The following is a 14,446-nucleotide window of genomic DNA, read 5'->3' as shown; positions in this document are numbered from 1 at the left end:
CAGTTTGACTGACTACCTATGAAGTATCATAGGATTTTTTTATAAAAACTCGAATTAACAGGTACGTTTTGTCTTGTTTAGTTTTCAAAGATCATCTTCGTTATCGCTCAGAGGCGACTTTCTTAATATAACATTTGAGCACCGTGTGCGTCAAGCGTTTTTTAGAATTTCTTTTTGTCAGCTTTTCTTTCAAAGCAACTCAGTTGCTCGTTAGCGACGTTTAATAATATACCATCATAATATTCATGCGTCAATATCTTTTTTCACAAAATATCCTCGATGATAGATTTTTTGTCCCTTTGTCTCTATCGGCTCCACTTGAACAATTCCTTTTTCCACAAAGAAATCAATCATAACGCTAAGGTCAGGCGTGAAATACTTTAGATCAGGGTGTGCAAGAAGCTCACCAAAAAGCCATATATCCTTCTGTTCCATGACATGACGCAAATGAGCGGCACCAATTTCTGCTTTTGAATGGATCAAAAAATCATTTGCTAAAAATAAAAGTTCCAAACGCTTATGCAGACTTTCATGGCTTTCAATCAGTTCTGAATAAAGTTTGTATACTTCCGGCTCCATATGACGCACTTGGTTCCAAACGGTCACTTCTGGGTGAAAGCCTTTATCAATTACTTCAATACGTGCTAAGTGATGCAGGGCATGCACAATGGAATTATATGCATCAAGGAATTGATTTGACTCAAAAAATGCTTTTCCTTCTATATATCTGCGAATGAGCTTGCCATATTCTAAACCGATTTTGAGCTTGCGGTTTGAAAACGGGAATGTACTTAGTTCATCAATTAAGTTGAAGATATATTCATTTCGATCAAACAGGACTTTGCCATTCAAAATCCAATCGATGATTCGGCGGTTAGTACCGAGGGTAATCCATTCCTTCAGTTGATCATCTGTGACAACGTTTAAAGAAGCTGTTTGGTGATCGGATTCATAGTGCTTGATAAATAACGGCTCTTCCGCTTCTTTTACGATGACTAAAAGTGCTGCATCAAAGTTATCCGTCTCAGAAGATACTTTATGTCTTCTTTCTACTATAATCACAGCTAATGTGTCTGGATGGCTTGCTCTCTCTTGATAAATAGGACGGAGAAGATTTTCCATAGTGATTCCTCCAATACTCGGGTGTAAAGTTCTTCTCTAATGCTATGTATTTCTCCTCATAGAATCAAAATTCCTTCAATACATGAAAAAAGATCATTGAATCATTATAAGCAATTTATTCACAAAACTCTATAACTAATTCAAACGGAAAGGTAAAATGTGCTATATTGGAGATAAGGGGGACTAGGGATGGCGAAATACTCCAGTAAGATTAATAAAATCAGAACATTTGCACTTAGTTTGGTTTTTGTTGGCTTTCTGATCATGTATATCGGTGTGTTCTTCAAGGAATCGATCTGGCTGTCGACTTTCTTTATGCTGCTTGGCGTCTTATCGATTGGATTAAGTACAGCCGTTTACTTTTGGATTGGTATGCTTTCTACGAAGGCAGTACGTGTCGTTTGTCCAGGCTGTGAGAAGGAAACAAAAGTGCTTGGGCGGGTGGACATGTGCATGCATTGCAGGGAGCCGCTTACACTTGATCCAGCATTAGAAGGTAAAGAGTTTGATGAATCCTACAATCGAAAAAAGTCATAAAAATAAGCTGACCATTTAACCGGTCAGCTTTTTTCATTAATGATTTTCTTTTTTCGCACATTCTTGACAAGTTCCATAGATCTCCAAGCGATGATGACTGACTTTAAAGCCCGTCACATGGGATGCAAGCTGTTCAACTTCATCAAGGCCAGGATAGTGAAAATCTACGATTTTTCCGCAGTTTTCACAAATCGCATGGTAGTGGTCAGATGTCGCAAAATCAAATCGGCTTGAGGAATCACCATACGTTAATTCCTTTACTAATCCAGATTCCCGGAAGACTCGTAAATTGTTGTAAACCGTTGCGACACTCATGTTTGGAAATTTTCCTTCAAGTGCTTTATATATATCGTCCGCGGTTGGGTGAGTCATAGAATTTACGAGAAACTCCAAGATGGCATGGCGCTGCGGAGTAATTCGAACACCGGTTTCTTTTAGAGCATCTAAAGCGTCTTTTAGTTCGTGAGCAGCCATTTCATCATGCACCTCTCTTCAAAAATATTCTTATATTATAATCTTTATAAATAGTGTACCCCCAGAGCCGAAACTTTGTCAATTACAATCCTCTTTTTTACCTATTCTTCTTTACAAAAAAGACCGGCATGACTGCCGATCTCATCCTGTAAGGATATTAAGCGTGAGCTTTCAATTCCTCAAGCGCTTCCTCTACGTGGTCTTTCACCTTTACTTTTCGCCATTCTTTCACAAGCGTGCCTTCTTTATTAATCAGAAACGTTGAACGCTCGATTCCCATATATTCTTTGCCAAAGTTCTTTTTCAGCTTCCATACCCCAAAGGCTTCAGACAATTTCTGTTCATCGTCTACAAGCAGCAGAAACGGCAAATCATGTTTTTCTTTAAACTTTTGGTGCTTGTCCTGACTGTCTGGGCTTACGCCGATAATGACAGCATCTAATTCTGCAAAGCTTTGATGGCGGTCGCGGAAATCACATGCTTCTGTTGTACAGCCTGGTGTCATATCTTTTGGATAGAAATAAAGAACAATATGTTTTCCTTTAAAATCAGAAAGCTTTACTTTCTCCCCGTTGTCACCGGTTAATTCAATGTCAGGTACTTGCTGCCCTACTTCGATTGTCATGACACAATCCCTCCAACCTATTTTTTAATTAGCCTATCCAATTTTGAGAGGATATTCAACTAAGGACGCTTGCATCGGCATGTTAAAATAATGTTAGACGACGTGATACGTTGAGATAGGAGGCTATTTATGAAATTCACAGAATCAGAAAAATTACATCAAGAGGCGCTGGAGCACATTGTTGGAGGTGTCAACAGCCCGTCTCGTTCATATAAGTCAGTAGGCGGCGGTTCACCCGTTGCGATGGAAAGAGGAGAAGGCGCTTATTTTTGGGATGTTGACGGAAACCGCTATATCGATTATCTGGCAGCATACGGTCCAATTATTACAGGACACGCCCACCCGCATATTACAAAAGCCATCACGAAAGCGGCTGAAACAGGTGTCCTTTACGGAACACCAACGAAGCATGAAGTCACTTTTGCTAAAATGCTGAAGGAAGCCATGCCTGCTTTGGACAAAGTTCGTTTTGTCAATTCAGGTACAGAGGCGGTGATGACAACGATTCGCGTGGCTCGCGCATATACAGGCAGAACAAAAATCATTAAGTTTGCCGGATGCTATCACGGCCACTCTGACCTTGTGCTAGTGGCAGCCGGCTCTGGTCCTTCCACTTTAGGAACACCTGATTCAGCGGGCGTACCAAAGAGTATCGCTAATGAAGTCATTACCGTTCCATTTAATGATATTGACAGCTATAAAGAAGCATTAGATCGCTGGGGTGATGAAGTAGCAGCTGTCCTTGTCGAGCCAATTGTCGGGAACTTTGGCATCGTCGAGCCTAAGGACGGTTTCCTGCAGCAGGTCAATGACCTCACACACGAAAAAGGCGCACTGGTGATTTATGATGAAGTCATTACCGCTTTCCGCTTTATGTATGGCGGTGCACAGGACTTGCTTCAAGTAAAACCTGACCTCACTGCATTAGGAAAAATTATTGGCGGCGGACTTCCTATCGGCGCTTACGGCGGTAAAAAAGAAATTATGGAACAAGTTGCCCCGCTTGGACCAGCCTATCAAGCTGGCACAATGGCAGGAAATCCTGCATCCATTCTTTCAGGTATTGCCTGCTTGGAAGTGTTAAAAGAAGACGGTGTTTACGAGCGTCTTGATCAGCTTGGCGCTATGTTAGAAGAAGGCATTTTAGCCCATGCCAAAAAGCATCAAGTAGATATTACAGTGAATCGCTTAAAAGGAGCGCTCACAATTTATTTCACAACAGAAACGATTGTGAACTACGAGCAGGCTGAAAATACGGATGGCGAAATGTTTGCCCGTTTCTTCAAATTAATGCTCGCCCAAGGCATTAACCTCGCTCCTTCTAAATATGAAGCTTGGTTCTTAACGATCGCACATACTGAAAAAGATATTTCTGAGACGCTAAAAGCAGTAGATCATGCATTTGCACAGCTAAAACAATCATAATGAAGTCCAAAACAGGCGTAAAAACATGCGCCTGTTTTTTTATTTACCAACTCTTGTTTGTCAAAAGCGTGCGAATCTGTTACATTTCTTCTCAATACCTTCTTTAGATGTTTTCATGAACTTTCAAAAATCACTTGAATATTTCGGAAGACCGCTGTATATTACTTAGTTGTTTCATCAAAATATGAATGATAAATGACGAGTAATCATCTATTATCGAAAAGAAAGGAATGCAGGGACAAAACCAATGAAACTTGGAGCCCGTATTTTAAAAACTGGTATTGCCATTGTACTCGCGCTTTACCTGGCAACATGGCTTGGGTTGCCAACGCCCGTCTTCGCGGGAATTGCAGCTGTATTTGCTATCCAGCCATCAATTTATCGATCTTTTTTAACCATTGTTGATCAAGTGCAAGCCAATATTATTGGAGCAGCGCTTGCCATTACGTTCGGTCTGCTTTTTGGCACAGGACCAGTCATTATCGGTTTAACCGCCGTCATGGTCATCGCCATTAATTTAAAGCTGAAGATTGAACACACCATTCCAATTGCACTTGTAACCGTCATTGCGATTTTAGAAAGTGCAGGGGATCATTTCCTTTCCTTTGCCTTAATTCGAACAGCTACTGTGGTGTTAGGGGTTCTCTCTTCATTTTTAGTGAATTTAATCTTCCTGCCGCCAAAGTATGAAACAAAACTTGTTCATCACATTATGGAAAATACGGAGGAGATTTTAAAATGGATTCGTCTGACCTCCAGACAGTCTACTGATCATTCCACATTAAAGGATGACATCGATCAAATAAAAGAACGCATGATCAAATTAGATCATATTTACTTGTTATACAAAGAGGAACGAAGCTATTTAAAGAAAACCACCTATGTCAAATCAAGAAAGCTTGTTTTGTTCAGGCAGGCCATTATGACATCAAATCGTGCTCTGTATTTACTGAAAAAGCTTCATAAATTAGAAAATGAAATTCATTTGATGCCAGAGCATTTCAGGGAAAGCTTAACGGATGAAATTGATTATTTACTGTATTGGCATGAGCGCACCTTGATGAAATTCGTCGGAAAAATGAAGCCGCAGGATGATGAATTTCAAAATGAATGCTCTCTTCGCCTTGAGACGTTAACGAAATCATTTATTCAGCATCAGCAAAACCAAGAAAACGACTTACTCGATTACAACATGCTGAATGTCATGTCCAGCATCATCGAATACCGTGATGAATTAGAACATTTAGATACATTGATTACAAGCTTCCAGACGTATCACCCAAAAGATAGTGAAATCGAGACAGAAGAAAAAGAAGCATAAATAGAAAAGACCGATTCTGAGAATCGGTCTTAAATTGTTGACAAAGAGCTAAAATGATCTTGATTTTAGCTCTTTGTCTTCTTTTCAGCGTGACCTGAAAACCTTTGCAGTCTAGAAAGAACGAGTACCGGAGCGAATGAGTATTCGTGAGCACCGGCACGCAGTACTGACACCGAATGTGAGGGTTTGCCCGCGCGCTGAGACCGATTCTGAGAATCGGTCTTATTTTATTTTCTTCATTTTAGGATCTAGTGTGTCTCTTAATCCATCCCCCATCAGGTTAAAGCCTAAAACAGTCAGCATGATCGCTATTCCTGGGAAGAATAATGTCCAAGGGGCTTGAACGAGATAAGGTCTCGCATCGGCGAGCATTTTCCCCCATTCTGGACTTGGCGCCTGTGCCCCCAATCCTAAAAAGCCTAAAGCGGCTGCCTCAATAATTGCCGTTCCGATCGCTAGCGTCGCCTGTACGATGACCGGCACCATACTATTTGGCAGGATGTGGCGCAGAACGATGCGGCGGTGTGACATCCCCACCGCCTTTGCTGCCAGCACGTATTCTTCTTGTTTAATACTCAGCACTTTTGAACGAACGAGCCGTCCAAAGGTTGGGACATTGATAATCGCAATGGCAATAAGGGCATTTTGTAAGGAGGGGCCTAGGATGGAGACAATAGCAATCGCTAATAGAATGCTAGGAAAAGCAAGTAAAATATCAAACAATCTGGAGATCACAGCATCTAACACTCTTCCGCCATAGCCTGCTATCAATCCAAGCAGTGTGCCTAAAATGACAGACCCGAGGACCGAGAAAAAACCGACCCATAAGGAAATCCGTGCTCCATGCACAACTCTTGAAAATATATCTCTGCCGAAATCATCCGTACCAAACCAGTGTGCAGCTGAAGGGGCACTAAATCGCTCACCGAGTGATTGTTCATTGATTCCATAAGGAGCAATGAGCGGTGCAAAGATCGCTAGGATCAGAAATAAAAAGACAATCACACTGCCAATGACCGCCAGCTTATGCTGAAAGAACTGCTTCATTGATTCAAGAATCAATGATTGAGAGCGTTCATCTTTTGGATTAGGTGGTTCAAGCTCTTTTTGTGCTTCCATATTGTCACTCTCCCTCCCTAATATTTAATCCTTGGATCAATGACCGCATACAAGATGTCCACAATGAAATTGATCAGGACAAATATGAGCGCAACGACAAGAATACCTGTTTGAATGACTGGGTAATCACGATAACTGATGGCATCATATATATACCGCCCGATTCCCGGCCAAGCAAAAATGGTTTCTGTTAAAATCGCTCCACCAAGCAAGAGGCCAGTCTGAAGACCAATAATCGTCAAGATCGGAATGAGCGCATTTTTCAGGCCATGCTGATAAATGATAAAAAATGAACGTACTCCTTTTGCTTTTGCTGTTCGAATAAAATCGGAATGAAGCACTTCCAGCATACTTGCCCTTGTAATTCTCGCAATAATCGCAGCAGGGATTGTGGCGAGTGCTGTACTTGGTAAGATCAAATGCTTGATGCTGTCAGCGAATTGATCAAACCGGCCTTGCAAAAGCGTGTCCAGCGTATGAATATACGTGATCGATTCGACTGGATTCCTTACGTCTTCTCGGCCCGTTGTCGGCAAAATACCTAATTCGATCGAGAACAGCCACTGCCCCATTAAGCCTAACCAGAAAATTGGCATGGACACTCCGATGAGTGCAATAAACATCGCGGCATAATCAAAGAAGGAATGCTTAAACCAAGCACTAATGATTCCGGCATTCACTCCCACGACAATCGCCAGCACCATGGCAAAAAAGGTCAATTCTAACGTCGCAAATAAGTAAGGCTTCATTTCCTGGGCAATAGCCGCTCCTGTTCGAATGGAAGTCCCTAAATCCCCTTTTAAAAGGCCAAGCATATAATGACCGTATTGAACGTACCATGGCTGATCTAAACCGAGCTGGATCGTTAATTGTTCTACAGCCTCTTTCGTTGCCCGCTGTCCTAAGATGACCTGCGCTGGATTTCCAGGTATAAAACGAATAATTGAAAACACGACCAATGTCATTCCGATCAGTACTGGGATGAGCATTCCTGCCCGCTTCATACAATAAGCAAACAAACAGCTTTCACCGCCTTCATCTTTGTTTGAATAAGGGAGATACATGATCTCCCTTATTTGCTTATTCGAAATACACGTCAGTTAAAGCCTCTGAACCAGTTGGATGCGGCTGATAGCCTTTTAAATCATTAGAAGCGGCAAGCATTGGAATCGAATGCACCAATGGAATCCAAGGCGCTTCGTCATGAATGATTTCCTGCGCTTTTTTATACAGCTCATTTCGTTTCTTTTGATCTGTGTCTGTTTGTGATTCAATGAGGATGTCATGCATTTTATCGTTTTCGAAGAATGTATAGTTGTTACCGCCGATGCTGTCTTTATCCAGCAGGGTGTAAATGAAATTATCAGGATCGCCATTGTCCCCTGTCCAGCCTAATAAGAACACATCTGCTTCCCCTTTACTTGCTTTATCTAAGTAGGTTGCCCAGTCATATGTCACAATTTCTGCTTTGACGCCGACCTTTTCAAAATTTGACTGAATGACTTCTGCTACCTTCATCCCATCTGGCATGTATGGACGTGGTACAGGCATTGCCCAAAGCTTGATGCGAAAGCCGTCAGGGAAGCCCGCTTCTTTTAATAGTTCTTTCGCTTTTTCTGGATCATACGGATATGGCTCAATGTCGTCATTGTAGCCTTCTAAAGCTGGCGGCAATGGATTTTTTGCTGGCTCAGCAAGTCCGCCATAAAATGACTCAATAATCGATTCTTTATCGACCGCATAATTGAGTGCCTGACGAACGAGCTTGTTATCAAGCGGCTTTCTTGTGACGGTCAGTCCGATATAGCCTACGTTCATCGATGGTCTTTCAATGAGCTGGAGTGCTTTGTCGGTTTTAATGCCATCTAAATCTGACGGATTCACGCCATCCATTAAGTCGATCTCACCTGTTTTAAGGGCATTTAAACGAGCAGAGTTTTCTGGAATGGAGCGGAAGATGATTTGATTCAGCTTTGGTTTATCCTTCTGCCAATAATCCTCGTTTTTTTCTAACACGATACGGTCGTTTTGCTTCCACTCTTTAAACTTGAATGGCCCTGTCCCCACTGGATTTTCTCTAAATGAATCGCCGCTTTTTTCAACTGCGGCTGGACTGGCGATGCCAAATGGTGACATGGCAATGTTTTTGAGGAATGTCGCCTGCGGGCGCTTTAGCTGAAATTCAATTTCATGCTCGCCTTTGACGATGATGTCTTTAATGACATGCCCTTTATCTTTTTTATAGCCGCCAAACATACCATAGTAAGGAAACTTTTCTGCGTCTCCATTCATCCAGCGGTCAAAGTTGAATTTCACTGCTTCTGCGTTAAAGTCTGTACCATCGTGGAATTTCACACCTTTTCTTAAGTAGAACGTGTATGATTTTCCGTCCTTTGCAACATCCCATTCTGTTGCGAGGCCAGGATGGATGGTCGTGTCTTTCTCACCGTAATTCAAAAGCTTTTCAAATATATTCTCTGTGACCTTAAAGGTTTCGCCTTCTGTTGTTGTGATTGGATCTAGTGAAGTGGAATCTCCCCCTCTGCCAAATACGAGGGTATCTTTTGTTGCCTTTTCTTCTGATGTCGGTGAAGACGAGCATCCCCCTAAAAAGAGCGCCAGTGCCAGCACAAAAATGAAACTACTGAATAACCATGTCTTCTTCATTGTGTTCCTCCTTTTGATATAAATAACACGCGGCCGCGTGCCCCGGTGCCTCCTCATACAAAGCAGGAACTGCTTTCAGGCATTTCTCCCATCTTTTTGGACACCTTTTGTAGAAAGGACAGCCGCCGCGTTCCGTCATTGTGGTTTCTTCTGCTGCCACATCTTGCGCCTCTAGTACGTGATCCATATGTGGAATGGATTTCAGAAGCAGCGACGTATAGGGATGAAGCGGGCTGTGAAACACATCTTCGGCAGGCCCCATCTCCACAATGCGCCCAGCATACATGACGGCGATCCGGTCACTCATATATCTGACAACCCCAAGGTCGTGAGAAATAAACAAATACGTCAGAGAAAGCGTCTTTTGCAATTCAAGCATCAAATTCAAAATTTGCGCTTGAACGGATACATCTAAAGCCGAAACTGGTTCATCGGCAATGACAAGACTTGGGTGCGTAATAAGTGCTCTAGCAATACCGATACGCTGCCTTTGCCCGCCGCTGAATTGATGCGCATAACGTTCCCCGTAGGAAGGATCAAATCCAACAATGTGCAGCATCTCTTTTACCCATTTCCGTCTTTCTGCTTTCGTCCCATGCTGATGGACAATCAGCGGTTCCTCTAAAATATCTTTGATTTTCATTCTCGGATTTAAAGAAGCATATGGATCTTGAAAGATCATTTGAATATCTTTTCTTAAGGAACGCATGTCTCGTTCTTTTAGAAGGGTGATCTCCTGCCCTTTTAATTGAATAGAGCCTGACGTCGGTTCAGTCAATCTCATTAGGCTTTTGCCAAGTGTTGATTTACCGCAGCCTGATTCACCAACAATGCCAAGCGTTTCTCCTTCCTTCACGTGAAAGGACACTTGATTTAATGCCAAAGTCGATTGTTTATGTTTAGAAAAAAAAGCGGCTGTGTCATACCGTTTTGTCAGCTGATTCACTTGCAAGAGTGGGTGACTCAGTGTCTTCTCCTCCTTCCATTAGAAAACATGCCACGCGGTGATTCTGTTCAATGGATTGTAAGGCTGGATCTTTTTCAAGACATTGCGCCATTTGATATGGGCAGCGTGGTGCAAATTGACAGCCGGACCGGATGGCCCCTGGCTTTGGCACATGACCTGCAATAGAGATGAGTTTTTCTTTTTTCTCTTTAAACGATGGGACTGAGGCGAAAAGACCTTTCGTGTAGGGATGCAGAGGTTTTTGGAAAATACGGTCAACGGTTCCTTCTTCTACAATTCGACCGGCATACATAATCATGACTCGCTGGCATATTTGCCGCACGACACCTAGATCGTGGGTAATAAATAAAATAGCAGTGTCCATTTCTTCGTTCAGCTTTTTGAGCAGACGAAGGATTTGCGCTTGGATGGTGACATCAAGTGCAGTTGTCGGTTCATCAGCGATCATGAGCTTTGGGTGACAAAGCATTGCCATCGCAATCATGACTCGCTGGCGCATGCCGCCTGATAATTCATGTGGATATTTTTTAAGCAGCGATTCCGCTTGCTTCAACCCAACTGTTTCAAGAAGATCAACCGCCTTCGCTTTTGCTTCTTTTTGACCGATTGCTTGATGTGTGAAAAGGGCTTCCGTCATTTGTTTGCCGATGGTCATTAATGGGTTCAGAGAGGTCATGGGCTCTTGGAAAATCATCGAAATGTCATTTCCTCTTATCTCTCGCCACTGTTTCTCTGAAAGTGACAGCAGATTTTGCCCTTCGAAATGGACCTCGCCCGTTGTATCGGTTTGCTGATTCAATCCCATTAATGACATGCTTGTGATACTTTTCCCGCAGCCAGATTCGCCCACAATTCCTAACGTTTCCCCTTTTTGAATCGAGAACGATATGTGATGGACGATGGGCACTTTTTGCTTTTTCTGCTGAAACGCAATGGACAGCTGTTTGACATCTAGCAGCACGTCTTGTTCTTTCACATATTCACCACCCCGTCATACTTTTTAAAATTGTATTGAGACAAGCTGGGAAATATGTCATGTTTTTGACAAGCATAAAAAAGCCTATCCGCTAGAATCGGATAGGCTTCTACTAATTTAATGTTTGAATGGTAAATAAATGACGATAGTGGCTGTCTTGATTCATTAATTCTTCGTGTGTTCCCTTTTCCACAATTTCGCCTTGTTCCATGACCACAATTTGGTCAGCGTGTGTAATGGTTGATAATCGGTGTGCGACAATAAAGGTTGTGCGATCCTTCGCCAGCTTTTGCATCGCTTCTTGAATGTAATGCTCACTTTCTAAATCAAGTGCAGACGTCGCTTCGTCTAAAATTAAAAGCGGTGGATTTTTTAGAAATACTCTTGCAATGGAAATCCGCTGTTTTTGTCCGCCTGACAGCTTCACGCCCCGTTCTCCTACTTTCGTGTCATATCCTTCAGGAAGAGACATAATAAAATCATGGGCGTTTGCCGCTTTTGCAGCCGACACGATTTTTTCAAAAGATGCTTCAGGGTCACCAACCGCAATATTTTCTTTAATTGTGTCACTGAATAGGAACGTATCCTGCAGCACCATTCCGACTTGATTTCGAAGACTTCTTGCTTTGTACTCTTTGATATCAATGCCGTCAATTTCAAGTGACCCGTTCGTCACATCATAAAACCTTGGAATTAAGCTGACGAGTGTCGACTTCCCTCCACCGCTCATTCCTACAAGGGCAACCGTTTGTCCTTTTTCTACTTTCAAGGAGATATTGTGCAGAATCTCTTCCTGCGTGTGTTCATAACGAAACGACACATGTTTAAACTCTACCTCTCCTTTTAAATGATTGGCTTCTTTTGCATTCGGCCGGTCTGTGACCTCATATGGCTCATCAATAAACTCAAAGATCCGATCCATTGATGCAACGGACTGGGTTAACGTCGTGGATGAGTTAATGAGACGGCGAATCGGATTATACATCCGGTCAATATAGCCGACAAAGGCGATCATCGTCCCAATTGAAAGCGACCCGTTAATCACGGTGTAACCCGCAAATGCAATGATTAACAGCGGCGCAATGTCGGTGATGGTATTGACGACAGCAAATGTTTTTGCATTCCAATTCGTATGGTTGATTGCTTTGTTTAAGAAATTTTTGTTTTCATCATGAAAATTCTCTTGTTCATATTCTTCAATCGCAAAGCTTCGAATGACCGGCATTCCTTGTACTCGCTCATGCAGGTGCCCTTGCACTTCAGCCAGCGCCTGTGACCGCTCTTTTGTCAGCTTACGAAGCCGTCCGTAAAAATACTTTACTGCAAACGCGTATAGCGGAAAAATAATGACAGACACGATGGTGAGCTTCAGATCCAGTGTACACATAATAGCGATCACGATCAGTACAGTCATCATATCCAGCCAAATGTTCATAAGACCTGTGATGACAAATTCCTTTGTCTGCTCCACATCGTTGATCACTCTTGAAATAATTTCTCCTGTTCTCGTGTTGGCATAATAACGAAGACTTAGCTTTTGAATATGCGAGAACAGCTTCTCCCGAATATCAAACAAAACCTTACTGCCTGTCCACTGAGCGTAGTATTGTCTATAGTATTCAACAGGCGGCCTCAACACTAAAAATAATACGAGCATGATTCCCATTATGATCAGTAGAGTTGATGTCTTTTCTTCAGCTGACCCCGAGCCTTGAATGACATCATCAATGACATATTTTAAAAGCAGAGGCAAGGTTAAGGGAATCGAGAACTTAATCATTCCGATGACCATTGTCAATGCAATCTGTTTTTTATACGGTGTTACAAAAGCCATGTAGCGTTTAATGACCCCCATGTAAATCTCCTTCCCAATCTATCAGTGCCTCTTATCCGTACGCAGTCAAAAACCTGTTAGCCTAAAAAGCCAAACAGGTTTTTCGATGCTCTTGCTTATTTTGTATAATGTAAAAAACGTTCATACCACATATCCACAAATTCAGGAGCAAACGGACCTTTCCGCTGGTGAATCCAATGCAGTAATGTATTCAGATGCTCTCTTAAGATACTATCGATTTCTTTTGGATAATTCATCTGCCTCTTATGATCTGCATATTCATCCTCATCCAAAATATTGTACGTCATGTCTGGAAAGACTTTGACGTCTAAATCGTAATCAATATACTTAATTGCCTCATCATCTGTCGCAAAAGGAGAGCTGATGTTGCAGTAATAATATACCCCATCATCTCTAAGCATCCCAATTACATTAAACCATTGTTTTGCATGGAAATAGCAAATAGCCGGTTCTCTCGTCATCCAAGTACGGCCGTCGGATTCAGTCACCATTGTACGGTCGTTTGCACCAATGATACACAATTCCGTTGCTTTCAGAATGGTGGTTTCATTCCAAATCCTGTGGATCAAGCCATTATGTTTATAGCTTTGAATTTGGATGGTTTCTCCTTCCTTGGGATAGCCCATATTTTCTCCCCTACTTTCTATAACAAACAAACCTAACAGTCCAAAGACCTAATTTCCCAACTAAACATGTCTCTATTATATTATACCGTTACATCATTAAAAAATGAAATGAAAAAGCCATTCAACCCAATTGAACGGCACACTGACTTACATCACGCTAGAACTCTTTTCCATCTGTTTATATGAATTGATGACCTCTTCTGTCTGTTTTGTAAATAAGGTTTGCACTTTTTGGAGTTCCTCACGTTTCTGTTTGATCTGATCACAAAGCCTATGCCACTCTTCTTTTTTTTCATCCTGCAGCAATTGTTTTTCTGTTTCTAAGCATAGATCGAGTTCTCCCTGCACATCGAGCAGCTGATCCATGAGCTGCATTTGTTCTTTTACAAGCTGATCGAAATCAGACATCTAACTCCTCCCTTTTCATCGAATCCACTTTTTGTCTGTATACCATTTCTTGAAAGAAGGAAGAAATCCTTTGACTGTTTATGTAGAGGTTTTACAGGTTTTGTCGGATGGTGATGAGAGGCAAAAAGAAAAGCACTTCATTCGTATATGAAGTGCTTTCCTTTGTTTCAGTGATTAGCTGTTTTGTTGTTTGTTTTGCTCAGCTTTTTGGTTGTATTTTTTTACGTGCTGTGCGTCAGTCTCGCTAGCAAATTCAGTGCCGTATTGACCACCTTGTGCAGCAGCTTGGTTTTGTTTCTTCACTTGTTGTGCGTTTGTTTTGTT

General features: G+C 42.0%; 14 protein-coding genes and 1 pseudogene. 3 read left to right on the top strand and 12 right to left on the bottom strand.

Annotation, left to right across the window (positions count from 1 at the left end; genetic code table 11):
* Positions 1-243: 243 nt before the first annotated feature.
* Positions 244-1,122 carry a nucleotidyltransferase-like protein gene (locus EV579_RS16990; RefSeq protein ID WP_024425790.1) on the bottom strand — a complete coding sequence of 293 codons (879 nt, stop codon included), beginning with the start codon at positions 1,120-1,122 and terminating at the stop codon, positions 244-246.
* A 189-nt stretch (positions 1,123-1,311) separates the two neighbouring features.
* On the opposite strand from EV579_RS16990, the gene EV579_RS16985 reads away from it, so the two are divergent.
* Positions 1,312-1,659, top strand: coding sequence for a YgzB family protein (locus EV579_RS16985; protein ID WP_024425201.1), 348 nt, complete (start codon positions 1,312-1,314; stop codon positions 1,657-1,659).
* Positions 1,660-1,695: 36 nt separating this feature from the next.
* Here EV579_RS16985 and perR read toward each other — a convergent pair whose 3' ends face one another.
* Both perR and bcp read right to left on the bottom strand, forming a co-directional pair.
* Complete coding sequence (gene perR, locus EV579_RS16980; RefSeq protein ID WP_012009347.1) at positions 1,696-2,133, bottom strand: peroxide-responsive transcriptional repressor PerR; 438 nt, start codon at positions 2,131-2,133, stop codon at positions 1,696-1,698.
* A gap of 157 nt (positions 2,134-2,290) precedes the next feature.
* A complete protein-coding gene (gene bcp / locus EV579_RS16975; RefSeq protein ID WP_024425791.1) occupies positions 2,291-2,758 on the bottom strand; it encodes a thioredoxin-dependent thiol peroxidase in 468 nt (155 codons plus the stop codon).
* 129 nt (positions 2,759-2,887) lie between these two features.
* Here bcp and EV579_RS16970 point away from each other — a divergent pair, with 129 nt between their 5' ends.
* Positions 2,888-4,183, top strand: a complete 1,296-nt coding sequence (locus EV579_RS16970; protein WP_133744905.1) for a glutamate-1-semialdehyde 2,1-aminomutase — start codon at positions 2,888-2,890, stop codon at positions 4,181-4,183.
* Positions 4,184-4,430: 247 nt separating this feature from the next.
* Positions 4,431-5,504, top strand: coding sequence for an FUSC family protein (locus EV579_RS16965; protein WP_024425203.1), 1,074 nt, complete (start codon positions 4,431-4,433; stop codon positions 5,502-5,504).
* Between the two features lie 222 nt (positions 5,505-5,726).
* On the opposite strand, the gene EV579_RS16960 is transcribed toward EV579_RS16965, so the two are convergent.
* The 9 genes and pseudogenes from EV579_RS16960 to EV579_RS16920 form a co-directional block, all read right to left on the bottom strand.
* Positions 5,727-6,623 (bottom strand): ABC transporter permease, encoded by an 897-nt coding sequence (locus EV579_RS16960; protein WP_024425793.1) that lies wholly within the window; start codon positions 6,621-6,623, stop codon positions 5,727-5,729.
* Between the two features lie 17 nt (positions 6,624-6,640).
* Positions 6,641-7,642, bottom strand: coding sequence for an ABC transporter permease (locus EV579_RS16955; protein ID WP_024425205.1), 1,002 nt, complete (start codon positions 7,640-7,642; stop codon positions 6,641-6,643).
* 61 nt (positions 7,643-7,703) lie between these two features.
* A complete protein-coding gene (locus EV579_RS16950) occupies positions 7,704-9,290 on the bottom strand; it encodes an ABC transporter substrate-binding protein (protein ID WP_133744904.1) in 1,587 nt (528 codons plus the stop codon).
* Positions 9,265-10,242 (bottom strand): ABC transporter ATP-binding protein, encoded by a 978-nt coding sequence (locus EV579_RS16945; protein WP_133744903.1) that lies wholly within the window; start codon positions 10,240-10,242, stop codon positions 9,265-9,267. Before EV579_RS16945 ends, EV579_RS16950 begins: the two co-directional genes overlap by 26 nt.
* Positions 10,211-11,233, bottom strand: a complete 1,023-nt coding sequence (locus EV579_RS16940; protein ID WP_025093467.1) for an ABC transporter ATP-binding protein — start codon at positions 11,231-11,233, stop codon at positions 10,211-10,213. Before EV579_RS16940 ends, EV579_RS16945 begins: the two co-directional genes overlap by 32 nt.
* Positions 11,234-11,345: 112 nt before the next feature.
* Entirely contained in the window at positions 11,346-13,088 is a 1,743-nt protein-coding gene (locus tag EV579_RS16935) for an ABC transporter ATP-binding protein (protein WP_133744902.1), read from the bottom strand.
* Between the two features lie 95 nt (positions 13,089-13,183).
* Positions 13,184-13,714, bottom strand: a complete 531-nt coding sequence (gene ntdP, locus EV579_RS16930) for a nucleoside tri-diphosphate phosphatase (protein ID WP_024425209.1) — start codon at positions 13,712-13,714, stop codon at positions 13,184-13,186.
* 147 nt (positions 13,715-13,861) lie between these two features.
* Positions 13,862-14,122 (bottom strand): YgaB family protein, encoded by a 261-nt coding sequence (locus tag EV579_RS16925; protein WP_039177303.1) that lies wholly within the window; start codon positions 14,120-14,122, stop codon positions 13,862-13,864.
* A gap of 174 nt (positions 14,123-14,296) precedes the next feature.
* A pseudogene (locus EV579_RS16920) lies at positions 14,297-14,446 on the bottom strand (gamma-type small acid-soluble spore protein); the annotation flags it as partial.

The sequence above is a fragment of the Bacillus sp. BK450 genome, from assembly GCF_004364885.1.
GTDB classification, from domain to species: domain Bacteria; phylum Bacillota; class Bacilli; order Bacillales; family Bacillaceae; genus Bacillus; species Bacillus safensis.
Note: the sequence above shows the minus strand (reverse complement) of the source record. Positions and strands in the feature narration are given on the sequence as shown.